Source organism: Ensifer sp. (assembly GCF_035999135.1).
GTDB lineage: Bacteria > Pseudomonadota > Alphaproteobacteria > Rhizobiales > Rhizobiaceae > Ensifer.
The window spans coordinates 1-25,541 of the sequence record NZ_DASYGZ010000185.1 but is presented as its reverse complement, the minus strand read 5'-3'; the positions used below and the strand labels follow the sequence as shown (position 1 = coordinate 25,541).

Here is a 25,541-nt window from a genome sequence, read left to right as displayed (position 1 = left end):
TCTTCAACTCGCGCGGCGCGACGGGTCGGCCCGCTTGCCCGTTGCAGACGCCTTTGTTGGCTTGCGCTTGGAGGCGCCGGTATTCGCGTTGGCTGCCTTGCGCTTGGACTTCGGCTTGGCCGAGGATAGATCAGCGCTTTCGCGCAGCGCCTTCAGCAAGTCACCCGGTTTGGATGCAACAGGCGTCTTCTTCTTTGGAAGCGAGCGGCCCTCGCTTTTCGCCGTCACCAGTTCGGCAACGGCTGCCTCGTAGCGATCGTCGAAAGCGCTGGGGTCAAAGCTGCCCTTTTTGGTGCGAATGATGTGCTCAGCGAGTTCAAGCATTTCTCCCTCGATCTTGAGGTCGGGAAGCTCTTCGAACGCCTCGATCGAGGACCGGACCTCATAGTCGAAATTCAAGGTCGCAGCGATCAGGCCTTTTCCGTGGGGGCGGATAAGCACAGTGCGCATACGGCGAAAGAGAACTGTCCTGGCGATTGCGGCAACCTTTGCCTTCTCCATGCCGTCGCGAAGCAGCGCAAAGGTCTCGCCACCCATCTTGTCCGGCGCCAGGTAGTAGGGCTTGTCGAGATAGATCGCATCGATCTGCGCGCAGGGGACAAAGGCTTCGATGTTGAGGGTTTTGTCACTCTCCGGGACTACTGCAGCAACGACCTCGGGTTCAAGCACGACGTAGCGCCCACCCTCGACCTCGTAGCCCTTCACCTGGTCGTCCGCCTCGACGACATCTCCGGTCTCACTGTCCACGAACTCACGCTTTACCCGATTGCCCGTTTTTCGATTGAGCGTATGAAAACTGACGCGTTCTGACGAAGAGGCTGCCGTATAAAGGGCGACCGGGCAGGTCACCTCGCCGAACTTGATGTAGCCTTTCCAGTTGGCTCTTGGAGAAACCATGACGACCTCCTGACCTGGTCTTGTTCTTCAACACGGTCGGCTGGCAAACGTTCCATGTCAGGTGCGATGAAGCGCGCTCGGCACTCGGCGTGTTCGTCGGCGTGCAAAGTTAATTCGGCCCCGAGCGGGGCCGAATTTCAGTCAGGCGATTGCTTAGCGCAGGCTTTGCAGGCGAATACGCTCCTTCTCCACCTCGTCGGCCGTATAGGGATTGAGCGTTTCATCGAAGCGTGTCCAACCCTGTTCGCCATAGGAGGCGCGGCGTTGGTCGGGGTCGACCCAGCTGCCCCGGCGCAGAATGGCTTCCGCATCCACGTAGAGGGCGTTATCGACGCGGGCGGTGACGACGGCGCCGCCGCGGCGCACACCTTCGGCATAGACATGGGCATGTTCTTCCGGGACACCCGATTCCGTCATCGCGCCGATGATACCGCCGGCGGCACCACCCGCGACTGCCCCTGCAGCTGCACCTGCTGCCGTGGCGGCGAGCCAACCGGCAGCCACCACGGGTCCGACACCCGGAATGGCCATGACGCCGAGGCCCGTCAACAGCCCGCCGACGCCACCGATCGCCGCGCCAACACCCGCGCCCGTACCTGCACCCTCAGCGGCGTTGCTTTCGTTTGCGGTCCCATAGCGGTCGCCAACGTTATTGGAAACGATGCTGATATCGTCCGATGGCACGCCTAGATCTTCAAGAGCACTGACTGCCGCGCGGGCGTCGGAATAATTGTCGAATAGTCCGGTAACGGTTTTCATAAGGGATCTCCTTGAGCGCGTTAGTTGGCAACGATGCTGCCCTGGTAGTCGAGTGCGACTGCGACCGACTTCCCGTCCTTCATTGCAGTGGCGCGCCAGACGCCCGTCTCGTCGAGCTTCAGGCCGGTGACCTCGCTATAGCCGGCCTTCCCAAGGCGATCCTTGGCCTGCTCTTCGGTAAAGCTATTGGAGCCGGCAACCGGCGCGGTGGGGTTGGTCGTATCGGGCGTGGCGACGGCGGGTGTGTCGCCATCCGTGCTCGCGGGGGGCGTCGCCGTCTGTGAGAGCGCAACAATTGTCGAACCGCCGAGGAATGCCGCGGCGAGCAAAAGCTTCTTCATCGTCCATATCCTTGTTCTCAGCCCATCTCAGGCACTGATCAAACTCAGCTAATATTCTTTTGTTCCTGAGACTTGTCGTTTCAAGCGCTCGCCGAAATCTCTTGCTGCGGGGGCAGATGGAATAGGTGCGGAACCACCTGAAGTCCGGACCGTTTCATGTGTATGAGAGACGCAGTTGGAAACCATCAGCGCAAGCTCGTTGCAGTTCTGCGCGCTTCAGCAAGGCTGCATTTTCCGGATCACGATGCGGCAGATGCCGAAGTCGAGCGAGTGCTGCTTTTGGCCATCAGTGAGGCTGAAGCGGGGCGCCACCGAGTCGACCGAAAACGGTGGCTTCTTCGCATGATGGATGTGCCCTCGTAGCCACCGACCCATTCGATCCATGCAATGACAACGGCGGCTTCTCTGCCCGGAAAGAGAAGGACACGTTCCTATTAACGCTTCGATCACGCCGAGTGAACACGCGCAAGGAAACGAGCAAGCAGTTCGACGACCTCGTCAAGATGGGTTTCGAGCAGCCAATGCCCTCCCTGAAGCAAGTGAAGCTCGGCATGCGGCAGATCCCGAAGATAGGCTCGCGCTGACGTTTCCGGCATGTAATGGTCGTTCGGTCCCCATACGATCACAGTTGGGGGCCGGTAGGTGCGAAGGTACTTGCGATGCTCAGGGAACCAGAGCCTGTTTTCCTTCAGCCCGGCGATCAGATTGATCGCGATCTCCTTGCGTCGCGGCGTGACAAGCGACCAGTGTAGCTGCCACAAATCCGGTGGGATAGCATTGGCGAGCTCCGTTGGAAGATCGTTCAGAAATTCTTCGCGGAACCCCTCTTCGCTCACAGAACTCGCCAATTGTCGCTTCATCTCGGCTGGAGGCAATGACCAAAGCGCCTCGATATCCGCATACTTTGGTCCGAGCGCGTCTTCATAGGGAATGTCGCCGTTCTGGATGATCAGCCCCAAGATGCGCTCAGGGTTTCGAATGGCCAATCTTGCTCCGATCGGCGAACCGAAATCGTGCAGGAAAAGGACAAACTGGTCGACGTTCATCAGGTCGACAAAAGCTTCGAGCCACGCGGCGTAGCCATCAAAGCTGTAGTCGAAATCCTCAGGGGTCGCGCTGTAGCCGGAGCCCGGGAAATCGGGCGCAAGTAGCCTCCAACGGTCAGCAAGACGGGGCATAAGATTGCGAAACTCATAGGACGAGCAGGGATAGCCGTGCGGCAGCAGGACCACAGGTGCATCGGATCGCCCAGCCTCGCGGACAAATGTATCGACGCCGGCGACTGCGACATGGCGATGCCGAACCAGGTTTTCCATCGATAGTCCTCGCGCTCGTTTGCCCGTGCCGGTGGCAGTGAAGGAGGCGAAACGATGGAACGCAAGCATCGGTTCCCGGGACGACACGTCTTTGTCGTCGCAAGCTAATGCGGATGACGCCGTTCGGACCGACAGGTTCCTAATCGAGAAACTTGACGACGACTCCAGGCTTGACCATCCCGGCGAGTTCCTCGGCGTCCCAGTTTGTCAGCCTTACGCATCCGTGCGATCCGGATTTATCGATGAGGGATGGCTCCGGCGTACCGTGAATACCGTAGGTCGGCTTTGTCAGATCGATCCAGACAGTTCCAACCGGGTTGTTGGGACCGCCGGGCAAGGTCATGATTTTCTTGTTGCCACCCTGCCGAAAGTTGATCTTGGGGTTGTAGGTGTATGGCGGCATGCGAGCGGCGCCTTTGACCTTTTGCGTGCCGGAAGGGGAAGGTGTTTCCTCGCTTCCGATGGTCGCTGGATAGGCTGCAACGAGTGTGTCGTCATCGGCAAATGCAAGCAGCTGCCGGGTTCGCTTGTGCGCCTCGATGCGCTTGACCAAGCCCTGCTTGGGGCTGCCCGGGTTTGCGACGAAGATCGTTTCGCCAGGCTCAAACCTTGCCTGCGAATTGAGCTCTGACAGAAGATCGGCATCCATATGAAAGCGCTCTGCGAGCTTTTCGGTGATGCTTGTGTAACCGAGCTGACCCATCTTGGCCTGCTCTGCGAAGTCTTTAGGGATTGAAGAGACCAGATCTTCCACGTCCCCTTTGGAAATCACATAGGGCTCTATCGCCGGCCGCTGGTCGGAAAGCCGGTCAGCTACCCCTTGATCAAGCCTTCCGTCTACAGGCAAATCCTGCATTGCCTCGAAGGCCGAAATCGCTTTGCCGACGTTTTCGCCGTCAAACCCGTCGATAACACCCGGCGATGCGCCCGCGCGATCGAGAAGCACCTGCAGGCGGACAATCGCGGGGTCTGGGTGTCGCGCGGCATCTCGATCGGGTGCTTCCGCCGGCATGGTCGATCGGTCTGCTGCCGCCGGCACAATCACGGCATTATTGATGTCATCTGGCTTGATCGCTTGAGCCTGTGCTTGAGAAAGGAAGAGTAGAAGAGAAGCAGAAGCAACACCGTTCCTTCGCATCCAGTTGCTCATTTTCGTCTCCTACATCCTTATCGATCCCATTCGGCTGTCGGACCGCGACGACGCCGGGACGTGACTTGAGACGTGCTCGGGCTCGAGCCATCGACACCCGACCAGCGTGGATAGGAGGTGTGCGAACTTCGTCCGGGTTGGGCGTTCGTTTCTCGTCGGGCAATTCGTCTGGATCGGGTTCTTCGATCGGTGGCGGTTCCCAGCTTGGTTTCGGCGTTGGAGGTTCCTTGTCGTCTGGTTTGGGCGCGCTCGAATTCATCTGGCGAGCCTCCTTTCTCGTTCTAATGCCAAACTCGCGCTCGACCGGTTGGTTCCAGGTTCAAGCGGTCCTCGGGCAACCAAACACGGTTCTGATTGTTCGAACCGGATCCCAATCGATGCCGGAGGAGGAAGCTGATGACCCAGGCCGAGACAACGCGCGACCATGACAAGATCAGACGTTGGGTGGAGGCGCGCAAAGGTCGTCCTTCCAGGGCCAAGGGCGCTTCAGACGGTGGCATTCTGCGAATTGATTTCGGCGAGAGAGATGCGCATCTGGAGCCGATATCGTGGGTCGAGTTTTTCCAGATATTCGACCACAACAGGCTGTCGTTTCTCTACCAGGAAAAGGTCGCCGACGGGGGCTTGAGCCGATTTAACAAGTTTGTGGATCGGACCTAGGTCTACCAAGGGCGTAGTTTTTCGGATCAGCCACGCTCTTAGGGTTGAACCTGCGGCGCCTGCTCGACGCGGTCTATGGCAACGGGTTGTTCGTGGGTGCGGTCTGTCAATTCGATCGCTCCCCAGCCAAGAAGTACCAACGCCAGGCTTGCAGCCAACACCATAAAGACACGCGTCCCCATACCCGCCTGGCGGGTTTCCCTCGCAGAGAAAGTTGTCCTTCTGGCATCGTGCGTTGCAGATTGCGGGTCGCCGCGTTCGTCTAGTTTTTCGGCCATCGGATCCACTCGATTTTGAACCAAGGAAACATCCCTCGCGCAGACATCGACGCTTTAGGGAAAGGACGAAAAACGGGCGGCAATTGATATGGTTCCGAACGACGCCGTTCGTCTCCTCTGGGCGAGGCTGTATCTCTTGCCAGTTCCGGCAACGCGGCAACAGCTTTTGCTCGCCACAGCCCAAGTTTTGAAAGGTCCGTCGCCAGTGGTCGTAGAGCTTGGTCCATTGCGGAACAAACCGCCTTCCACAAGGGTTGGTGAAGGAGCCACAAAAGAAAGCAGGATAGCCCAAGGACAAGTTCGGTGACCGACACTGATTACAATCTTCAGGCCTGGCATTTCCCGGCTCCCCTCTCATCCGTCGAGGAATGTCGATGGGCGCGAGAGGTTGCCGCCCACGCCCATGCCGGCCAACGCGACAAGGCAGGTGAGCCGTATTTCAACCACTGTCAGCGGGTTGCAGATGCGGTGGTCGGCGAAAAGGCGAAATCCGTGGCATTCCTCCACGATGTCGTTGAGCAGTCTGCGGGCTGGTCGGAAAATCGACTGAGGGAGGTTGGATTCTCGGCTGAGGTCGTAACCGCGATCGAACTGCTTACGCTCAGGCCGGGCGACACAAAAGATATGCTGGTGATCCGCGCAGCCTCGAACCCGCTCAGCCTTGTGGTGAAGCGAGCGGATCTGAATGACAATCTGGCTCAACTGAAAAGCGCGGGCAAAAGCGGCGATGAATATCTACGCTGGCTTAATCTTTTGGCCGAAGCCTCAAGCGTTCTGCCCAGTGCGTCCCCGAAGGCAACGTCTCGGTCTCCTGAGGGCGGAAAAAAGCTCAGCCGGCCCCCTCAAGCAGATGTTCAGGGCACGCGCGATTTCACCGCCGTCGATGGCCCCCGCATGAGCGGCGCCGCTCGCGTCGTCCTGACAATTTTGTGGATCCTGTTTGCAGGCGCATGCGCGACAGGTGTCTGGATCCTGGTTTCCTGATCGTTGAGGTTGCCTGCCGCACGACGTGTTCGAGGAACCTTCCGGTTTTGCCTTCGTTAAGGCAAGGAATCCAGTTCCGAAAGGGTCCGCCACGCCCCGCTTTACCGTGATCAAACGAACCGGCCAAAGTGCGGCGCGCACGTCGCCGTTGCTGGTCCTGCTCATTTCGGCGGGATGCGGCGGTATGCAATCGACACTTGATCCCGCGGGAATAGAAGCTGGTCTAGTCAGAACTTTGTTCCTCGTCATGGCCATTGCGGGCGGTTTGATATGGTTCGGGGTCATGGCGACGCTGTTTGCCGCGATGCTTCGCGTAAGGCGAAGTAGCGAGCAAACAGCCGGGCGGTTCATCCTGTGGGGCGGCGCTGTCTTTCCAGCAGTGATGCTTTTTGCCCTTCTGACCTATGCACTGTGGCTGATGCCCACACTCAGGCCTGTGGCGGCGGCAGGCGATGCTGCGGATCTGCGCATCGAGGTCACCGGCCGGCAATATTGGTGGCAGGTGGTCTATCATCACCGCGGCGTTCAGATCGCAGCGGCAAATGAGGTGCGCTTGCCAGTCGGCCGACGCGTTGAATTCTCGCTGAAGAGCGACGACGTGATCCATTCCTTCTGGATACCCTCACTCGGGGGAAAGATGGACATGATCCCCGGTCGCGAAAATCGCCTGTCGCTGATCGCCGAAAAGACCGGGGTTTTTCGCGGCGCTTGCGCCGAGTTTTGCGGGACGTCCCATGCATTCATGGCTCTTACGGCAGTGGCCATGGAACCAGATGCCTTCGATGCATGGCTTGTCGCCGAGGCAGAAGCCTCAATTGACGTTGAAGGGGACGGCAGCGAGCTCTTCCTTCGCCATGGCTGCGGCGCTTGTCACCGCGTTGCAGGCACGGATGCTGTCGGCGCCGTTGGTCCCGACCTTTCGCACCTCGGATCGAGGCGAATGCTGGCGGCCGGGATCATCGCCAACACCGAGGACAACATTGCAGGCTTCATCGCAAACCCGGCTGCGATCAAGCCCGGCGCAGCGATGCCGGCCTTCGCGATGTTGCCGCCGCAAGATATCCGCGCAATCGCCGCCTGGCTGAAGGGGCTCAGATGACTGCGCCGGGCGCCCGCACGAGTGAAGAGGAGCGCGCCGCGCAAACCGAGCGCCTGCGCAAAGTCTGGGAAAATCCTGGTGGCTGGCGCTACTGGACAAGCGTCAACAACACGCAGGTAGGCCTGTGGTATGCGTCGACCGCCTTCATCTTCCTGCTCTTTGCAGGCGTCCTTGGCCTGATCATCCGCGCGCAGCTCGCCGTACCCGGAAACGACCTGATTTCGGCAGATTTCTACAACCAGGTCTTCACGCTGCACGGGACCGTGATGATGTTCCTGTTTGCCGTGCCGATCTTCGAGGCGGTTGCGATCTTTCTTTTGCCACCGATGTTGGGCGCGCGCGAATTGCCGTTTCCGCGGCTTGGCGCCTTCGGGTTCTGGAGCTTTCTACTCGGTGGCATCTTTGTGTGCGGCTCGATTTTCTTTAATGCAGCACCGTCCTCCGGCTGGTTCATGTATCCGCCGCTTGCGACAGACGAAAAGCTCTCCGGCATAGGCGCCGACATCTGGTTGCTGGGACTTTCCTTCATCGAAGTCGCGTCGATCGCAGCGGCCGTCGAACTGATCGTCGGCATCATGAAGTGCCGCGCGCCCGGCATGCGCATCAACCTGATGCCGCTCTTTGCCTGGTACCTGCTGATCGTCGCCGGCATGATCCTGTTTGCATTTCCGCCGCTGATTGCAGGCGACATCCTCTTCGAGATGCAGCGCATGTTCGATTGGCCGTTCTTCGACCCGGCGCGCGGCGGCGATCCCTTGCTGTGGCAGCACCTTTTCTGGATCTTCGGCCATCCTGAGGTCTACATCATCTTCCTGCCGGCGATCGCCCTGATGGCGATGATTGTCCCGACCTTCTCGCGACGTCCCATCGTTGGTTATTCCTGGATCGTGCTCGCCGCGGTCGGCACAGGGTTCCTCTCCTTCGGCTTGTGGGTCCACCACATGTTTGCGACCGGACTGCCGCAGATTTCTCTCGCATTCTTCTCGGCCGCCTCCGAAGCGGTGGCGATCCCGACGGCCGTCCAGATCTTCGTCTTCATCGCCACCATGCTTGCCGGTCGCGTCATCCTGTCGACCCCCATGCTGTTCGGGGCGGGTGGCATCGCGATTTTCGTCATCGGCGGCCTGACAGGGGTCATGGTTGCGATTGCACCCTTCGACTGGCAGGCGCACGACACCTACTTCGTCGTTGCGCATCTGCATTACGTCCTGGTCGGAGGCATGCTGTTCCCGGTCGTCGCCGGGATCTACTACTATTACCCTCTGGTCGATGCGAAGCGCCTCTCCGATCGGCTTGGGCGAACAGCCTTCTGGCTAATGTTCGTCGGCTTCAACGTCACCTTCTTCCCGATGCATCTGACTGGACTTCTCGGCATGCCGCGGCGGGTGTTCACCTATCCCGGCGATCTTGGTTGGAATGTCCTGAACCTCATCTCCTCCGTCGGCGCCGTCGTCTTTGCCCTCGGCGTGCTGACTGTCGTGTGGGATGTCCTGCGCCCCAAGCACCGGGAGCCTCGCGGGGAGCAAAATCCGTGGAATGCCGGAACGCTTGAATGGATCAGCGAGCCCGAGGAAAACTGGGGCGTGCGCTCCGTTCCCTTCGTTTCGAGCCGATATCCGCTTTGGGATCAGCCCACGCTCGCGAACGAAATCAGCGAGGGACGCTGGTATCTTCCTGACGCAGAGGAGGGGCGGCGGGAGGGGCTGGTAACCTCCGTGCTCGATGCGCGGCCCGAACAGGTCTTGCGCGTTGGCGGCACCTCGAAGGTCACGATCGTCTCGGCCTTCTCGCTCGGCGGCGTGTTCATCGCCTTGACCTTCAAGTGGTGGATCGCCGGCGCAATTGCGGCCCTGATCTGCTTTTCTGCGATCGTCTACTGGCTCTGGACAGGGACGAACGAAATTCCCGAGAAGCCGGAAAAAGACGCCGGCATCGGGCTTTCCTTGCCGCTCTACACGTCCGGCCCCTCGTCGGTCGGCTGGTGGGCCATGTTCATCACGATGGTCGGCGACAGCACAGCCTTTGCAAGCCTGATCTTCGGCTACTTTTTCTATTGGACGATACACGACGATTTCACCGCGGGCTCGGCCGGTCCCGGGACGACATGGCCGCTCATCGCGGCAGCGCTTTTCCTCGGTGCCTGGCTTGCGACACTGGCAGCGAGATATTTTAACGCGCATGCATCGGTCGCATTGGCGCGCGCGAACCTGGTGCTCGCGTTCACCCTGACCATCATCGGATCGGTCACCGGCGTTCTGGGCCCCCGGTTGCATCAGATGGACCCAACCGCGCATGTTTATCCGGCCATCGTCTGGGTGCTGGTCTGCTGGACACTCGCTCACGCTGCGGTGGGCGCCGTCATGCTTGCCTATTGTTTAGCGCGAAGCCTCGCCGGACGCCTTACGAAAACCCACGACATGGATCTGCGTAACGTCGCACTCTACTGGCATTTCCTGGCGATCACCGCCGTCATCAGCTTTTGCGTGATCGGTCTTTTCCCGGAGGCTCTTTGATGCGCCTGCTGCCAAAGGAAATCGAAACGTTCTGGACGCTTCTGACAGCGCCTGTGATCTGGGCGATGCATTTCCTCGCCTGTTATGTCGGTGCAGCGATTTTTTGCGCGAAGCCTCAGCTGTTTGGAGGGAACTTTGCTTCGTTGCGGCTGGCAATCGCCATCGTCACCGTGCTCGCACTTTCTTCAATCACGCTCTCGGCCTTCCTTGCCTGGCGCCAGTGGGGGTTCGGCGCCCATGACCCACCCCATGACGATCCTACGCGCCACGACCGCCTGTTGTTTCAGGGCTTCGCGACCTTGCTGCTTTCCGGCTTGAGCTTTGTCGCCGTTGTCATGACGGCCTTGCCGGCGCTCTTCGTTTCGGGGTGCTTGCGATGAGGGCGGTCTGGCTTGTGCTGGCTTTGCTCCTTCTGGCCGGGATCTGGCTTGGCCCGCTGTTGAGCGCGTGGCGCAGTTCGGTGACGGCCCATATGCTGGCGCACATGGGCGTGGTCGCCATCGCAGCACCGCTGATCGCTCTTGGCTTTTCTGCCCGTCTTGCACGTTACAAGGGTGCGACCCTCGTCCGGTTGCCGATCCTTGCATCGCTCGCCGAGCTTGTCGTCGTCTGGGGTTGGCATGCGCCGGCTGCCCGTCGACTGGCGGAGAGCTCGCTCTTTGGCACCGTCTTCGAGCAGGCGAGTTTTTTAGGCGCCGGGGTGTTTCTCTGGTCCGCCTGTCTTGCCGCAGGAAGCACAAGCAACGCGCCACAAAGAGCGGCAGGCGCGTTCGGCCTGCTGTTGACCACGATCCACATGACGCTGCTCGGCGCCCTCCTGTCGCTCAGCCCGCGGCCGCTCTATCAGTTCGGCGAGATAACCTGCTTCGGAATGACGCTCACAGCCGCGCAAGATCAGCAACTTGGCGCAGTCGTCATGCTGCTTGTGGGCGCCGGCGCCTATCTCGCCGGTGGCGTCGTGTTGCTTTCGGGTCTCGTTGATGATCCCGGCCGGCGGAGGACTGTATGATGCACCTTCGATGGAAACATCTGGCCATCGGGCTCGCGGTCCTGCCGATCGTCGTTCTCCTTTCGACCTGGATCGGCTTTTTCAATGTCGGCGCATCCACCGGCCACTGGAGGATCACCGAGTGGTTCCTGCATTTCGCGATGCGCTCGGCGGTTCGTACCTACGCGCTCGCCGTTGATGCACCGAAGCCATTGCCCCAAGATGGCATCCAACCGGCGGCCGGCCATTTTGCGCGGGGCTGCGCTATCTGCCATGGCGCGCCCGGTGAGCCGCGCTCGTCCGCATCCCTTGCGATGCTGCCCCAGCCGCCCGATCTCTCCCGCGTCGTCGGGGAATGGGAGGACGCCGAACTGTTCCGCATCGTCAAGCATGGCGTTCGCTTCACCGGCATGCCGGCATGGCCGACCCAGGCTCGGGACGACGAGGTCTGGAACATGGTGGCGTTTCTGCGCAAGCTTCCGACCCTGGATGGCGCCGCCTACCGCGCCTTGGCCTATCGCGAGAAGCCCGCACCACCGATGCATGCGTCCCGATTTGATGAGGCCCTGGCCGAGTGTGCCCGTTGTCACGGCGCCGATGGGATGGGCCACAGCCCGCTTACGCCAGTTCTTGCAGGACAGAAGGAAGCCTATCTGCTTGCAAGCCTCGACGACTATCTTGAGGAACAAAGACCAAGCGGCATGATGCAGCTCCCTGTGCAAGCGACAGACCGCGCGCTCCTGCCCGCCCTTGCCAGGCATTTCTCATCCCTGCCGCGGTCGAAGGTGCCACGGACGGTGAAAGACGAACGGGTGCAAGAGGGCGGTGAGATTGCGCGGCTGGGCGATCCAACGCGCCAAGTGGCGGCGTGCCTGGGCTGTCACGAAAATGCGGGACGAAACCCAGTTTACCCGCTGCTCGATGGTCAGCCCCAGGCTTACCTCGCCCGGCAATTGCTGCTGTTTCGCGAAGGCTCGCGGTCGGGGACGCCGTTCAGCCATTTGATGGTGAGTGCAGCTGAGCGCTTGTCTGACGCCGATATCGAGCGTGTCTCGGCATATTTTTCGAGTTTGCCCCACAAGGATTGAAACACCTTCGTCGCGAAATCGTTGGGCTCGGTCACGTGAGGATCTGGTCATGAAAAAACTGCTGGTCGCCATTCTCGTTCTCGCTGGTCTCGCCATCGTGGCTGGTGGTGGATTGGTCGTTTTCTCCCGGCCCGAGGCGACGGTACCGATCGAACAGACCTATGGGCCGAACCCGGTTCTCGTCGAGCCGATAACCGAATGGATGCCGTCCGTGAACGTCGCCGAAGCAACACCGTGGCCTGAGGGAACAACGCCGACAGCAGCAGAGGGGCTTGTCGTCAAGGAGTATGCCGGAGGCCTCGAACATCCGCGTTGGCTGCATGTGCTGCCCAACGGCGATGTCCTTGTGGCGGAAAGCAATGCGCCTCCGAAGCCCGACGAAGGCTTTTCAATCCGGGCCTTCTTCATGGGGCTTTTCCAGGCGCGAGCCGGCGCAGAGACAAAGAGCGCCAATCGCATATCGCTGCTGCGCGATACGGATGGCGACGGCATTGCGGACACGAAAACAGTCTTCCTGCGGAGGCTCAACTCGCCTTTCGGCATGACCCTGCTCAACGGCAAACTCTATGTTGCCAATGCCGACGCGATCGTGGCGGTTCCTTATGCGGAAGGCGCCACGGAGATTACGGCTGCGCCTGAAAAGATCGTCGACCTGCCGTCGGGTCGCAACCATCACTGGACGAAGGACGTCATCGCGAGTCGCGATGGAACAAAGCTCTATGCCACTGTCGGCTCCAATTCGAACATTGGCGAGAACGGCATGGAGGAGGAGAAAGGGCGAGCCGCCGTCCATGAGATCGATCTTTCCAGCCGCGAGATGCGCCAATTCGCATCCGGACTTCGCAATCCCAACGGGCTTTCCTGGCAGCCCGACAGCGGCCAGCTGTGGGTCGTCGTCAACGAGCGCGACGAGATCGGGCCGGACCTCGTGCCTGACTACATGACGTCGGTGCAGGATGGAGCGTTTTATGGCTGGCCCTATAGCTGGTACGGCCAACATGTCGACGAGCGCGTGAAGCCAAACGACAAGCTTGTCGCGGTCGCCGTCAAGCCGGATTATGCGCTCGGACCCCACACCGCTTCGCTCGGTTTGACCTTCAACACCGGCGATCTGTTCGGCGCCCAGATGAAAAACGGCGCCTTTGTCGGTCAGCACGGCTCATGGAACCGCATTCCGCGCAGCGGCTACAAAGTCATTTTCGTGCCTTTTACCGACGGCAAACCATCGGGCCCGCCGAGCGATATCTTGACGGGCTTCCTGAGCGCGGACGGCAAGGCTTTGGGGCGGCCGGTCGGCGTTGCCATTGCCCGGGACGGCGCTTTGCTTGTTGCCGACGACGTCGGCAACAAGGTGTGGCATGTCGCACCTATGAAGTAAGGCGGTCCGGCCGCGCGCTGGTTCAGGCAAGCTGTCGGATCGTCGGCTCGCGGTCGAAAAAGCGCTTCGCAGCCGCCGTCGGAAAACTGCCGTCGAAGGGGACCACGCCTGCATCGACGCCGATGCTTTCCAGCAACAGCAGCCCTTCCTCGCTATATCCGATGGCTTTGAGATGACCGAAAGCGTCCATCACCCACTGGATTGCTGCGGCCTCACGCCTAAGGCTTTCGGCGCCTTCGTTCGAAACGAGAACGGCCACGGCACGCGGGCATCGAGTAAGTTGATATATTAGCAAAGCCGTACCGGAATTGCCGAAAACGACCTTCCTTGCGGGGAGCATTGTTCGTATCTGAGTGCACGGGCTTGGCTCACGGAATTCTTCTTCCCCGCGTTCAGAGAGCCATCTGGGTGCGAGCCTTGCCCCGCCTTCCCCGGCGGGGCTTTCTTTTCAATCTTTACGGCTGGCCATTGTCGGGACGCGAAGGCTTTCACCTCATCGGCAGCGCCAGGATGAGCAGTCGAAGCCTGATCGAACATAAGGTGGAAAGCATGAGAAAGCTGGTTGCAGGAAAGCTTCACGGGATCCACGTGACGGAGGCGAACCTCAACTATCATGGGTCGATCACGCTTGACCCTGATCATTGCGAGGAAGCCGGCATCTTGCCGATGGAGTTCGTCGAGATCTGGAACAAGAACTCAGGCGCCCGCATCTCCACCTACGTCATCCTCGGTGAGCGCGGTTCAAGATGCTGCATCCTCAATGGTGCGGCCGCACGGACCTGCCAGACCGGCGACCAGATCATCATCTGCAACTCGGTCTATCTCGACGAAAGCCGGCTCACCTCGTTGAAGCCGAAGATCCTGACCTTCGACGAGAACAACCATGTTCGCGATCGCCTGAGCTACTCTGTCCGGGTCGATGCATCAGGCAAATACACCTTCGAAATACTCGACGAAGGTAAGACGGCATTGCCGATACCGCTCATGGTGTCCGGGAGCTGATTACGCGCGGAGGCCGCAGCGTCTGCTGCCGTTGGCGCGACCGGCCTTTCGTTTTCCTCAAAGTGCAAAGGCGAACTGCGGCGCAATTTCGGGTTTGGCGCTCTCGAGCGACGACAGGGTCACGCCCAGCAACCGGATACCTTTTTGAGCAGGAAAGAGCGGCGACAACAGCATCGTCACGATCGCAGCAAGCTCGGCGGCGCTTGCGATCGGGGCGGCGGTTGTCTTGCTCCGGGTGATCTGCGTGAAATCCGCCCACTTCACCTTGAGGGTCGCGGTTTTGGCGCCAATGCCGTTTGCCTCGCAGTACCGCCAGACCTTTTCGATCAGCGGTTCGAGGCCAGTCCGGGCGGTTTCGAAATCATGGACGTCTACCGAGAAGGTGTCCTCCGCACCGATCGATTTGCGTACCCGGTCGGCCTTCACCTGGCGCTCGTCGACACCGCGGGCGATCCAGTAAAAGTAAGGCCCCGATTTTCCGAAGTGCTGCTGCAGGAAGGCGGCGTCATGTGCCCGCAGATCAGCGCCCGTCTCGATGCCGAGCTTGTGCATGCGCTCGGCGGTCGCAGGTCCCACGCCATGAAACTTCTTGACGGGCAAAGCCTCCACGAAGCCGGGACCGTTCTTCGGGGTGATGACGAAGAGGCCGTCCGGCTTCCTCTGGTCCGACGCCATCTTGGCGAGGAACTTGTTGTAGGAAACGCCGGCCGAGGCCGTCAGTCCGGTCTGCGCCTTGATTTTCGCGCGGATCTCCTGAGCAATCTCGGTTGCAAGCTCCATTCCCTTGAGGTTTTCCGTGACGTCGAGATAGGCCTCGTCAAGTGAGAGCGGTTCGATGAGGGGCGTATACTCGGCAAAGATCGCATGGATCTGCGCAGACACCGCGCGATAGGCATCGAAGCGCGGCGCCACGAAAATCAGCTCGGGGCATTTCCGCTTGGCCGTGACGGACGGCATGGCCGAATGGACGCCGTACTTGCGCGCCTCATAGCTTGCGGCGGCGACCACACCGCGCGCCTCGCCGAAGCCGACCGCAATCGGAAGCCCGCGAAGCTCGGGATTGTCCCGCTGCTCCACCGATGCGTAGAAGGCATCCATGTCGACATGGATGATCTTTCGTGGGCGCTCAGAGCGTTCCATCACCGCTCACTCGACCTTAGGCTGGTCATAGAAGCAGGTCTTCTTCGGGCAGGGCAGCCGGTGGCTCGACGACAACAAGCATGTTGCCGGGAAGCGGCCGCTGCAGGTGCTTTACCTCATCCCAAGGACGGCTGAGCCAGAGGTCGACCTCTTCCGGCGTCGTGAGGATGACCGGCATGGCCTTGTCATGGATTGGAGCGACGATCGCGTTGGGAGATGTGGTGAGGAAGCCGAAGAGCTCATATTCGAGTTCGCCATCGCGAACACGCCTCACACCCTTCCAGGGCGTCCAGAAGCCCGCGAAGAACATCAGCGGGCGATCCTTGGTTCCGGCAAACCAGGCATTCGGGATCTTCCCGCCAGGAACCTTAGACGCCGGATCCGGCTCGGCAAAGGAAGTAAAGGGCACGACGCAGCGGCTGGTCGGACCGAGCCAACGTCGCCAGTGTGGCGAGGCGACGTTGCGGATGTTCGTGACGCCAGGATCGTAGTTTTTAATGAAGGCCGGCGGCGAGGGCATGCCCCAGGTGATGCGCGCGATCTCGCGCTCTCCGTCTTCACCCACGCGAACAACCGGCGCCTGATAACCCGGATAGACGTCGTAGGAAGGCTGGTTCCACCCGGCTTTGTCACGGAAGGCTTTGGTGAAGGCAATCACGGCATCGCGTGTCGTCGTGATATTGTAGAGATTGCACAAGGTTCCAGTCTCCCGTTTTCACTCTTGCCCCGTATCAGCGACCGCTAGCCTCTGTCGTTGTTCTTGGTAAGCGCGCCGGTCGATCCCGTCTTCGCGCAATCACATGCTTCCACGCGTCAGGATCACAATCAACAGATCCGCTTCTGAACTCCGTTGACTCGGAACTCAAATAGGAACAAATAGGGAACATATCAACAGGAAGCACTAATGCAAAGCCCTAAGGAGTGGTTCTTTCCAAAATGCCACGTCCGATCGCTGACAATGCCGTCGTCTCTGAACTTCGCGAGCGCATCCAGCGCCTCGAAGGTGCAAGCGGTCGTGGGCAACAGGTCCTGCCCTTCGGTGTTTCTGAGATCGATCGGCGTTTGCCAGGTGGGGGGCTCGCGCTCGGTTCGCTGCACGAGGTTGCGGGTGGCGGCAACGGCGCCATTGACGGCGCTGCGGCGGCGCTCTTTTCGGCGGGAATCGCAGGTCGCACGAAGGGCAAGGTGCTCTGGTGCGTGACGCGACCAGACCTCTTCGCGCCGGCCCTTGCCCAAGTGGGACTGGCACCCAGCCGCGTCATCTATGTGGAGGCCGGCGACGAAAAAGCGCTTCTCTCCTGCATGGAGGAGGGCCTTCGTCATGGTGGGCTCGGAGCCGTCGTCGGCGAGCTTGCCCGGCTTCCGATGAATGCCTCGCGCCGCCTGCAGCTTGCGGCCGAAGGCTCGGGCACGATCGCGCTCGTGATCCGCCGCTGGCGGCGCCAGGCCGAGGCGTCAGATTTTGGGCAGCCGACGGCATCGGTCACGCGCTGGCGGGTGTCCGTCCTTCCGTCCGCCCCCTTGCCAGTTCCAGGCGTAGGCCGCGCGCGTTGGCTGGTAGAACTCATCCGCTGCCGCGCCGGCGAAAGCGCAGATTTCGAAGTGGAGGCCCCAGATGCCAAGGGTCGTATCGCTCTTCCTTCCGAGCTGGCCCACGGATCGTCTGAGGCGCAAACTCGGCGCCGCAGCGCCGCCGGCTGAGACGCCTCTTGTCCTCGTTGGCCGCACACAGCGCCGGCGCGTGGTGCTCTCGGTGAACGCCGCGGCGATCGCCGCCGGTTTGAGGCCCGGCATGGCGGCCACGAAGGCCCAGGCGCTAGTGGCTCGCCTCGTAGTCATGGACGCCGATCCAATTGCTGACATGCAGGCGCTTGAACGCTTGGCGCTCTGGGCGCTGCAGCGTTACGCGCCGATCGTTGCGGCCGACCCGCCCGATGGCCTGGTGATCGACACATCAGGCGCCGATCACCTCCATGGCGGCGAAGAGCTGATGCTCTCGGGCATGGTCAACCGGTTCTTCGGATCCGGTATCGAGGCCCGGGCGGCTGTCGCCGATACCTGGGGGGCGGCCCATGCCAGCGCCCGGTTTTGCACGCGGCCGACGCACGTCGTTGCGCCGGGAAAGCAACGGGATTTGATCGGAAGGCTGCCGATTTCAGCCCTTCGTCTCGATCCCGCAATCGTCCATGGCCTGCGCGTGCTTGGTTTCAACACGATCGGCGAGGTGGAGGGCGTGCCGCGAGCGCCGCTTGCGCTTAGATTTGGGCCCGAGCTTGGCCGCCGGCTCGACCAGGCCCTGGGAAAGGTTGCCGAGCCGATCGATCCGGTTCGCACGGCTGAACTTATCGAAGTCCGCCGATCGTTCGGTGAGCCGATTGCTGCTGCCGAGACGATCGCGCGCTACGCCGCCAAGCTTGTGGGTGCGCTCTGTCGGGTATTGGAAGAAAAGGGCCTTGGCGCGCCACGCGTCGATCTTCTCTTCCACCGGGTCGACAACACCTACCAGGCGATCCGCGCAGGCACCGCAACACCTGTGCGTGACGCCAGGCGTCTGACGCGGCTGATCACCGATCGCATCGAGACGATCGACCCCGGCTTCGGCATCGAAATCATGTCCCTGACGGCAACCCATACCGAGCCGCTTGTCGCAAGCCAGGTCATCTCCTCGCTGGTCGAGGAACCGGAAGCCGATGTTTCCGGCCTAATCGACATTCTGGGAAACCGTATCGGCGCCCGCCGGCTCTACCGCTTAGCGCCGGTTGCGAGCGACGTGCCCGAGCGCTCAATTGTTCGCATCGCTCCGATGGCGCCAGACCAGGGCCTTGCCTGGCCCGGTCATTGGCCACGGCCGGTACGCTTGCTTCCCCATCCCGAACCCATCGAGACGATGGCGCTGCTTCCCGATCATCCGCCGGTCAGTTTCACCTGGCGCGGCGTGCGCCGGCGGGTGAAGCGCGCCGACGGGCCCGAACGCGTCTTTGGCGAATGGTGGAAACGCGATGCGGAGCTCGTCGCCGTGCGCGACTATTTCCAGGTCGAAGATGACGCCGGCGAGCGCTACTGGATTTTTCGCGCGGGCGACGGCGAACACAGCGAGACCGGCAGTCACCAATGGTTTCTGCACGGGATATTCGGATGACGACCCCGGGCTATGCCGAACTGCAGGTGACCTCGCATTTTTCCTTCCTGCGCGGCGCGTCATCCTGCGAGGAGCTCTTTCAACGTGCCGCGGAGCTTGGGCTCGAGGCGCTGGCGATTGTCGACCGCAACAGCCTCGCCGGCATCGTGCGTGCGCACCAGGCGGCAAAGGACGTCGGGGTACGGTTGGTCGTCGGCTGCCGCCTCGATCTTGAACACGATCTCTCCATTCTGGTCTATCCGACAGACCGGCCCTCGTATGCGCGCCTTTGCCGGCTGCTGTCGCTCGGCAAGAAGCGCGGCGGCAAGGCGAAATGCCGTCTCGACTGGTCCGATCTGGTTGCGTATGGCGAGGGCCTGATCGCGGTCCTCTTACCGGAAGCGGCGGATGAGGACTGCGCTCTCAATCTTCGGCGCCTGAGGCAATCCTTCGGCGATCGCGCCTACCTGGCGCTGACGCTCCGCCGCCGGCCGAACGACCAGCTGCGGCTTCACCAGCTCTCCAACCTGGCAGCTTCGATCGGCATTCCGACGGTCGTCACCAACGACGTGCTGTTTCATGTGCCGGAGCGGCGAATACTCCAAGACGTTGTCACCTGCATTCGCCACAACATCACGATCGACGAGGCAGGCTTCCGCCGCGAGCGGCACGCGGACCGCTACCTGAAGCCGCCTGAGGAAATGGCGCGTCTCTTTGCCCGCTACCCGGAAGCCCTTGGGCGCACCATCGAGATCATGGCCCGGTGCCGTTTCTCGCTCGACGAGCTCGCTTACCAGTATCCCGAGGAGCGCTCAAACCCGGAGCTGACGGCACAGGAGACGCTGGCGCAACTGACCTGGGAGGGGGCTACCTGGCGCTATCCCGAGGGCTTGCCGACCAAGGTCAGAAAGAACCTCGAGCACGAGCTGCGGCTGATCGAGAAGCTGCAATATGCGCCCTACTTCCTGACGGTGAATGCGATCGTCCGCTTCGCGCGCTCGAAGGACATTTTATGCCAGGGCAGGGGATCGGCTGCGAATTCTTCCGTCTGCTATGTGCTTGGCATCACCTCGATCGACCCCGAGATCAACGACCTTCTCTTCGAGCGCTTTGTCTCCGAGGAGCGGCGCGAGCCGCCGGATATCGACGTCGACTTCGAGCACGAGCGCCGCGAGATCGTCATGCAATGGGTGTTCGAGACCTACGGCCGTGATCATGCCGCCCTTTGTTCGACCGTCATTCGCTACCGCTCCAAGGGCGCCATTCGCGACGTCGGCAAGGCGCTCGGGCTGCCCGAGGACATGACGAAGATGCTCTCGTCGCAAGTGTGGGGCTGGGGCGAGGACATCGGCGAAAAACACGCCGAAGAGCTCAATCTCAATCTGTCCGATCGGCGCCTGCGCCTGACGCTCGATCTCGCGCGTCAGCTGATGGGTGCGCCGCGTCACCTGTCCCAGCATCCGGGCGGTTTTGTTCTGACCAATGACCGCCTCGACGAGCTCGTCCCGATCGAACCTGCGGCCATGGCCGATCGGCAGGTGATCGAATGGGACAAGGACGACATCGATATCCTTAAGTTCATGAAGGTTGATTGCCTGGCGCTCGGCATGCTCTCCTGCATGAAGCGCGGCTTTGATCTGCTCGTCGAGCACAAGGGCATCAATCTCGATCTCGCGAGCATTCCGGCGGAGGATCCACGCACCTATGCGATGATCCGGCGCGCCGACACGCTCGGCACCTTCCAGATCGAAAGCCGAGCCCAGATGTCGATGTTGCCGCGGGTCAAGCCGCGCACCTTCTATGATCTCGTCATCGAGGTGGCGATCGTTCGCCCCGGGCCGATCCAGGGCGACATGGTGCATCCCTATCTCAGGCGCCGCGAGGGCAAGGAGGCGGTGGTCTATCCGAAGCCTGAGTTGGAGCAGGTGCTTGGCAAGACGCTCGGCGTGCCGCTCTTCCAGGAGCAGGCAATGCGGGTCGCAATCGAATGCGCCGGCTTCACGCCTGGAGAGGCCGATCAGCTTCGCCGCGCCATGGCGACGTTCAAGCACACTGGCGGCGTTTCTAAGTTCGGCGAGAAGCTTGTTCGGGGAATGGTCGCAAACGGCTACGAGCCGGACTTTGCGATCAAGACCTTCAAGCAGCTCGAAGGTTTCGGCAGCTATGGCTTTCCTGAAAGCCATGCGGCGTCATTTGCGCTGATTGCCTATGCTTCCTCCTGGCTCAAATGCTGGCATCCGGACGTCTTCTGTGCGGCGCTTCTGAATGCTCAGCCGATGGGGTTTTACGCCCCGGCCCAGATCGTGCGCAACGCGCGCGATCATGGGGTTCAGGTTCGCCCGGTCTGTGTGAATTCAAGCCGCTGGGATTGCACTCTGGAGCCGACTGACGACGACCGCCGTTTTGCTGTGCGTCTCGGAATGCGCATGGTCCGGGGGCTCGCCAACGGGCACGCCGCGGCGATCGTCGCGGCGCGGGCAGGTCAGCCCTTCGCGTCCGTCGACGATCTCTGGCGGCGCGCTGGCGTGCCAGCGGCTTCTCTTGTGGTCCTTGCTGAAGCCGATGCCTTCCAGCCCTCTCTGAGGCTTGCCCGGCGCGAGGCGCTCTGGGCGATCAAGGCGCTGCGCGATGAGCCGCTGCCGCTCTTTGCCGCGGCCTCTGAGCGTGAAAGCCGGACCATCGCGGAACTGGATGAGCCGCCGGTGGCGCTGAGGCCCATGACGTCGGGTGGCGAGGTGGTCGAGGACTATGGCCATGTCGGACTGACACTGCGTGAGCACCCCCTCTCGTTCCTGCGCTCGGATCTGACGAAACGCCGCATCGTCAGCTGCCGCGAGGCGATGCAGACGCGCGATGGAAAATGGCTCGAAGCCGCAGGTCTGGTGCTCGTGCGCCAGCGGCCAGGTTCGGCCAAGGGCGTGATGTTCATCACCATCGAGGACGAAACAGGCATCGCCAATCTCGTCGTCTGGGCAAAGACCTTCGAGACGTTTCGCCGCGTGGTGCTCGGCGCCGGCATGCTCGGTGTCTATGGCCGCATTCAGCGGGAAGGCGAGGTTGTGCACCTGGTCGCCCATCGCCTGACTGACCTATCCGGCGAACTTGCAAGCGTGGGCGATCGGGACGCCGGTTTTCCGCTTCCGCATGGAAGAGGCGACGAGTTTCATCATGGGGCACCGGCGCCCGATCCGCGCGGGCTGCCGAAAGGGCCGCGGCCGCGCGACATCGTCGATCCCTATCTGCATCTCGATCAGATCAAGGTGAAGACGCGAGATTTTCGGTGAACACAACTGAGTTTATGAGCCTTAACCGGACGAAAACAATTTACGCTTCGCGCAAGTTTCTCCAGATTTTCTGAATGGTTCATATACAATCTGAAGCCTTGCACCCAAGAGAAGAGGGAAAAATCTTCTCTTTTCTTCAGGCAGGACTTCGTCGACTATATCGCGCATCTGTGCAGCTTTGCAGGGAGCGCGGGTGGACGAGCTTCAGAAGGTCGATATGGGATGCCAATTTGTGATGGCCATCTGGTCCGCCTGGGAGCTGACCGTCGCCCACAAAGAGCTCTCGTTCTTGTCCAAAGAAATCAATCAGCGAATGGTCATCTATGCCGCGCGACACAATATTAAAAACGAGCCGCTTACAATCAGCAAACTAGAAGCTTATGTTTTCGACGAATTCAATATCTCAGATAAGACAGCAAAAGAGTATGTGAAGACGTGTATCGAAGGCAAGGCTTTGTTACTTGAAATCGACGCGCGGGACAAAAGAAAAAAGAATATCGTTGTGGCTGACGAGCTGATGGAAAGATTAATACGTTACTTTTCCCAGTTGGCCGCTATAAGCCAAGTGCACTCCGCGCATGTTGCTCCACCCGAATCTGTTGAGCAAGAATTCCTGGGAGAGCTGAGGCCCGCGTTGAGAAGTCAAGGAGAGGTAGAGCAATGAGCTCGGATAAATCCTTTTTGACTTTGGTTTCAAGTGATGGCCAAAACGTCTTGCCGGGCGACAATGAGGATACCTCAAATCGTGCTGAAGCTGCGGCGTTGTTCGATACTGTCAGCGCTCGCCTGCGTGAGAGGGTGGGGATTGATGTCTTTACCAGTTGGTTTTCGCGCATAAAGCTGCATTCGTTTTCTAATCACGTTATTACGCTTTCCGTTCCTACCGCCTTCCTAAAGTCGTGGATCAATAATCGCTATCTTGATCTCATCACCTCCATTGTTCAGGAAATCGATCCGACAATAGCGAAGGCGGAATTGATCGTCCGCAGTGCCAGTCGGAGGGCCACGGGCGCCGGCGTGGCTAGTTCGGGCGACGAACAGTTCCGGGCCGCCGTCCGTCCAACAGATCAGCCGGAACTAGGCGACCGGGCGCGCCCGCTATTCGGGTCGCCGTTGGATTCGCGTTACACGTTCGATACCTTTGTGAAGGGCCATTCCAATAGGGATGCATGCGATGCGGCTAGGACTATAGCCGAGGGTGGTGTTGGAGCTGAGCGTTTCAATCCTCTTTTCATTCATGCTTCGGTAGGATTGGGCAAAACACATCTCCTTCAGGCGATCGCAAACTTGGCCATTCACTCACGCGCGCAACGAGTGGTCTATCTGACAGCCGAATACTTCATGTGGCGTTTTGCGACTGCAATTCGGGACCGCGATTCATTGCCACTTGTTGATGCTACGCGTGGGATTGACCTGTTGCTTGTCGACGACATGCAGTTTCTCCAGGGCAAATTAATACAGCGCGAGTTTTGCCACCTGCTGAACATGCTCCTCGATTCAGCAAAGCAAGTGGTCGTCTCTGCCGACCGGGGCCCTTGGGAGCTGGAATCGCTTGAGTCGGGCGTGCGCTCACGGTTACAGTCAGGCGTTGCTGTCGAGATTGATGCGCCGGATTATGAAATGCGCTTTGAAATCCTCAAGCGCCGCCTCGCTTTGGCGCAGCAAGAAGATCGCACTGTCGACCTCCCGCTCGAACTTCTGAAGCATGTTGCTCGCATTGTAACTGGGAGTGGTCGCGAGCTCGAAGGCGCCTTCAACCAGCTGCTCTTTCGTCGCTCCTTCGACCCGGACCTTACGATTGAGCGCGTTGACGAATTGTTGGCCCACATCGTTTCGACCGATCAGCGTAGTCGCGTCCGCATTGAAGATATCCAACGAGTTGTCGCGAGGCACTATAACGTTTCGCGGCAGGATCTGCTTTCGAATCGACGTGCAAACGTGATCATCAAGCCACGCCAGATTGCGATGTATTTGTCGAAAATGCTCACGCCGCGTTCCCTCCCTGAGATCGGCCGTCGGTTTGGTGGCCGTGACCACACCACGGTGTTGCATGCGGTTCGCAAGATAGACGAATTGATAGTCTCTGACGACAGGCTCTACCACGAAGTGGAGCTTTTGAAACGGATAATATCGGAAACCTAGCCCAAAAAGGAAGAATTAAAGTGAGTGAGTTACGATTACGTAGCACGAGATGGCTTTTTTCGATTCAGGAAGAAATTACCTCCTTTTTTTACAGGAGATCTTTCCTCTAATATTCTGTTTTAGATAACTGTATATTTCCTCCGTGTTAGGAGGTGTTGTCATGAGTAGTAAAGATAATCTTTTTGGTCGCGCATTAGTTGTGATACTCGTAATAGCTAACGTCTGCACCGTAGCATCGTTCGCACTGGCAGTATATTTGAATTTTTTCCAATGATGTGGCGGTCGACCTCTAGGAGTTGCACGTTGATCCACATGCCGATCACAGAGATCATATTCGGAATTTTGACGTCGCGGCACCGTTGCTTCTGGTTAGCCGCCTTCTGCTTTACGCATAATCTCGTACGGGTCGGCGCCGAGCGCGCGGCTTACTTTCACGAACTCGGCAGCGTCTAAACGCCGCTCCCCAAGCTCAAATTTGGAGATGAAAGTCTGCCGTTGCCCAAGACGCTGCCCTAACTCGACCTGAGTTAGGTTCGCCGCTTTGCGGGCTGCGATGAGACCGTCGATCATTCGACCGTAAACAATTGCATGGAACGAAGACAAAATAGTGCGCCAGTTTGAGAAAACTGACGCCTTCAATAAAACCGATTTTCGGATACCCCAAAATAGGGTATTTATGGTTGCGTGCGAGCTGGGCCACTCGCGTTCTCGTGGGCCGAAAATCGAGGCATGAACATGGAACTCCGCCAACTCTCATTCTTCGTTGCGGTTGCCGAGGAGCTGCACTTCAATCGCGCGGCCGCGCGGATGTGCATCGCCCAGCCGGCATTGAGCGCGCACATCCAGGCGCTGGAGAAGGAGCTCGGTGTTCGGTTGCTTGAGCGCTCGACGCGCCGGGTCGAGCTGACGCGGGCAGGGGAGGTGTTCTACGATCGGGCAGTCCGGATCATTGGCGATGTCGGGCTCTCGATGGATGTTGCGCGGTCTGCTGCCGGCAAGGCGGCGCGGACAATCAAGATCGGAACCGTCTATCCGGCCACCATCGGTGTGCTGCCGGCGTTTCTTTCGCGCATCGGCCGGAAGTTTCCGGATGTGGCTCTGCATGTGACGAGTGGCTCGACCAGCGATATCATCCGGTCCATCGAGAACGGCCAGATCAATCTCGGCTTCATCCGCCCGGTCGAAAACATCGGATCCTTGCGCTTCTTCTCGATCGCGCATGAGCGCTATCTGCTGGCTGTCGAAAAGACAAGCCCGCTGGCGCTTCGAAGCGAGATCGACATCGAGGATCTGAGGGGAGAGAAGATCATCGCCTTTTCCCGCCAGAACCTCTCATACTCGGAGCGCTATTTTTTCGAGATGTTCGAGACCCATGGGTTGACCGGCAACATTGCTTATAGCTGC

The 25,541-nt window shown here is 60.1% G+C and carries 25 protein-coding genes; 15 read left to right on the top strand and 10 right to left on the bottom strand.

Annotated features, from left to right (window positions below; genetic code table 11):
* Window positions 1-3 precede the first annotated feature (3 nt).
* The 5 genes from VGO12_RS24420 to VGO12_RS24400 all read right to left on the bottom strand — a co-directional run bounded on the left by VGO12_RS24420 (window position 4) and on the right by VGO12_RS24400 (window position 4,463).
* Entirely contained in the window at window positions 4-897 is an 894-nt protein-coding gene (locus VGO12_RS24420) for a Ku protein (RefSeq protein ID WP_327515320.1), read from the bottom strand.
* A gap of 153 nt (window positions 898-1,050) precedes the next feature.
* On the bottom strand, window positions 1,051-1,656 hold the full coding sequence (locus tag VGO12_RS24415; RefSeq protein ID WP_327515319.1) for a general stress protein: 606 nt from the start codon (window positions 1,654-1,656) through the stop codon (window positions 1,051-1,053).
* Between the two features lie 20 nt (window positions 1,657-1,676).
* Entirely contained in the window at window positions 1,677-1,997 is a 321-nt protein-coding gene (locus VGO12_RS24410) for a PepSY domain-containing protein (RefSeq protein WP_327515318.1), read from the bottom strand.
* A gap of 446 nt (window positions 1,998-2,443) precedes the next feature.
* The gene (locus tag VGO12_RS24405) at window positions 2,444-3,313 is read right to left on the bottom strand and encodes an alpha/beta hydrolase (RefSeq protein WP_327515317.1); all 870 of its coding nucleotides are present in this window, start codon (window positions 3,311-3,313) and stop codon (window positions 2,444-2,446) included.
* 139 nt (window positions 3,314-3,452) lie between these two features.
* Complete coding sequence (locus VGO12_RS24400; protein ID WP_327515316.1) at window positions 3,453-4,463, bottom strand: L,D-transpeptidase; 1,011 nt, start codon at window positions 4,461-4,463, stop codon at window positions 3,453-3,455.
* A gap of 396 nt (window positions 4,464-4,859) precedes the next feature.
* Here VGO12_RS24400 and VGO12_RS24395 point away from each other — a divergent pair, with 396 nt between their 5' ends.
* Window positions 4,860-5,123 (top strand): hypothetical protein, encoded by a 264-nt coding sequence (locus tag VGO12_RS24395; protein ID WP_327515315.1) that lies wholly within the window; start codon window positions 4,860-4,862, stop codon window positions 5,121-5,123.
* Window positions 5,124-5,161: 38 nt separating this feature from the next.
* Here VGO12_RS24395 and VGO12_RS24390 read toward each other — a convergent pair whose 3' ends face one another.
* Window positions 5,162-5,401 (bottom strand): hypothetical protein, encoded by a 240-nt coding sequence (locus VGO12_RS24390; protein WP_327515314.1) that lies wholly within the window; start codon window positions 5,399-5,401, stop codon window positions 5,162-5,164.
* Window positions 5,402-5,704: 303 nt separating this feature from the next.
* Between VGO12_RS24390 and VGO12_RS24385 the strand changes: the two genes are divergently transcribed.
* From VGO12_RS24385 to VGO12_RS24355, 7 genes are read left to right on the top strand one after another with little or no spacing between them, the layout of a single operon-like run.
* Window positions 5,705-6,385 (top strand): hypothetical protein, encoded by a 681-nt coding sequence (locus tag VGO12_RS24385; protein ID WP_327515313.1) that lies wholly within the window; start codon window positions 5,705-5,707, stop codon window positions 6,383-6,385.
* A 25-nt stretch (window positions 6,386-6,410) separates the two neighbouring features.
* Complete coding sequence (coxB, locus tag VGO12_RS24380) at window positions 6,411-7,484, top strand: cytochrome c oxidase subunit II (RefSeq protein WP_327515312.1); 1,074 nt, start codon at window positions 6,411-6,413, stop codon at window positions 7,482-7,484.
* Window positions 7,481-9,997, top strand: coding sequence for a cytochrome c oxidase subunit I (gene ctaD / locus VGO12_RS24375; RefSeq protein ID WP_327515311.1), 2,517 nt, complete (start codon window positions 7,481-7,483; stop codon window positions 9,995-9,997). Before coxB ends, ctaD begins: the two co-directional genes overlap by 4 nt.
* On the top strand, window positions 9,997-10,377 hold the full coding sequence (locus VGO12_RS24370) for a hypothetical protein (RefSeq protein ID WP_327515310.1): 381 nt from the start codon (window positions 9,997-9,999) through the stop codon (window positions 10,375-10,377). Before ctaD ends, VGO12_RS24370 begins: the two co-directional genes overlap by 1 nt.
* Window positions 10,374-11,006, top strand: a complete 633-nt coding sequence (locus VGO12_RS24365; protein ID WP_327515309.1) for a cytochrome c oxidase assembly protein — start codon at window positions 10,374-10,376, stop codon at window positions 11,004-11,006. Before VGO12_RS24370 ends, VGO12_RS24365 begins: the two co-directional genes overlap by 4 nt.
* On the top strand, window positions 11,003-12,073 hold the full coding sequence (locus VGO12_RS24360; RefSeq protein ID WP_327515308.1) for a c-type cytochrome: 1,071 nt from the start codon (window positions 11,003-11,005) through the stop codon (window positions 12,071-12,073). The genes VGO12_RS24365 and VGO12_RS24360 overlap by 4 nt, the downstream gene beginning before the upstream one ends.
* A 49-nt stretch (window positions 12,074-12,122) precedes the next feature.
* Window positions 12,123-13,451, top strand: coding sequence for a sorbosone dehydrogenase family protein (locus tag VGO12_RS24355; RefSeq protein ID WP_327515307.1), 1,329 nt, complete (start codon window positions 12,123-12,125; stop codon window positions 13,449-13,451).
* Window positions 13,452-13,473: 22 nt separating this feature from the next.
* Here VGO12_RS24355 and VGO12_RS24350 read toward each other — a convergent pair whose 3' ends face one another.
* On the bottom strand, window positions 13,474-13,710 hold the full coding sequence (locus VGO12_RS24350) for a hypothetical protein (RefSeq protein WP_327515306.1): 237 nt from the start codon (window positions 13,708-13,710) through the stop codon (window positions 13,474-13,476).
* Window positions 13,711-14,000: 290 nt separating this feature from the next.
* On the opposite strand from VGO12_RS24350, the gene panD reads away from it, so the two are divergent.
* Window positions 14,001-14,453, top strand: a complete 453-nt coding sequence (gene panD, locus VGO12_RS24345) for an aspartate 1-decarboxylase (RefSeq protein WP_327515305.1) — start codon at window positions 14,001-14,003, stop codon at window positions 14,451-14,453.
* A gap of 57 nt (window positions 14,454-14,510) precedes the next feature.
* Here panD and dinB read toward each other — a convergent pair whose 3' ends face one another.
* Together dinB and VGO12_RS24335 are read right to left on the bottom strand one after the other, a co-directional pair.
* On the bottom strand, window positions 14,511-15,593 hold the full coding sequence (gene dinB / locus VGO12_RS24340; protein ID WP_327515304.1) for a DNA polymerase IV: 1,083 nt from the start codon (window positions 15,591-15,593) through the stop codon (window positions 14,511-14,513).
* A 25-nt stretch (window positions 15,594-15,618) separates the two neighbouring features.
* Window positions 15,619-16,290 (bottom strand): SOS response-associated peptidase, encoded by a 672-nt coding sequence (locus VGO12_RS24335; protein WP_327515303.1) that lies wholly within the window; start codon window positions 16,288-16,290, stop codon window positions 15,619-15,621.
* Window positions 16,291-16,529: 239 nt separating this feature from the next.
* Here VGO12_RS24335 and VGO12_RS24330 point away from each other — a divergent pair, with 239 nt between their 5' ends.
* From VGO12_RS24330 to dnaA, 5 genes are all read left to right on the top strand, one after another.
* Complete coding sequence (locus tag VGO12_RS24330; RefSeq protein WP_327515302.1) at window positions 16,530-17,294, top strand: ImuA family protein; 765 nt, start codon at window positions 16,530-16,532, stop codon at window positions 17,292-17,294.
* Entirely contained in the window at window positions 17,209-18,732 is a 1,524-nt protein-coding gene (locus tag VGO12_RS24325; RefSeq protein WP_327515301.1) for a DNA polymerase Y family protein, read from the top strand. Before VGO12_RS24330 ends, VGO12_RS24325 begins: the two co-directional genes overlap by 86 nt.
* Entirely contained in the window at window positions 18,729-21,995 is a 3,267-nt protein-coding gene (locus VGO12_RS24320; protein WP_327515300.1) for an error-prone DNA polymerase, read from the top strand. The genes VGO12_RS24325 and VGO12_RS24320 overlap by 4 nt, the downstream gene beginning before the upstream one ends.
* A gap of 193 nt (window positions 21,996-22,188) precedes the next feature.
* A complete protein-coding gene (locus VGO12_RS24315; protein ID WP_327515299.1) occupies window positions 22,189-22,659 on the top strand; it encodes a hypothetical protein in 471 nt (156 codons plus the stop codon).
* Complete coding sequence (gene dnaA, locus VGO12_RS24310) at window positions 22,656-24,137, top strand: chromosomal replication initiator protein DnaA (protein WP_327515298.1); 1,482 nt, start codon at window positions 22,656-22,658, stop codon at window positions 24,135-24,137. Before VGO12_RS24315 ends, dnaA begins: the two co-directional genes overlap by 4 nt.
* Before the next feature lie 369 nt (window positions 24,138-24,506).
* On the opposite strand, the gene VGO12_RS24305 is transcribed toward dnaA, so the two are convergent.
* The gene (locus VGO12_RS24305) at window positions 24,507-24,887 is read right to left on the bottom strand and encodes a helix-turn-helix transcriptional regulator (RefSeq protein WP_327515297.1); all 381 of its coding nucleotides are present in this window, start codon (window positions 24,885-24,887) and stop codon (window positions 24,507-24,509) included.
* Here VGO12_RS24305 and VGO12_RS24300 point away from each other — a divergent pair.
* On the top strand, window positions 24,873-25,541 hold a 669-nt coding region (locus VGO12_RS24300; protein ID WP_327515342.1), incomplete at its 3' end, for a LysR family transcriptional regulator. The two genes, VGO12_RS24305 and VGO12_RS24300, sit on opposite strands and share 15 nt — an antisense overlap.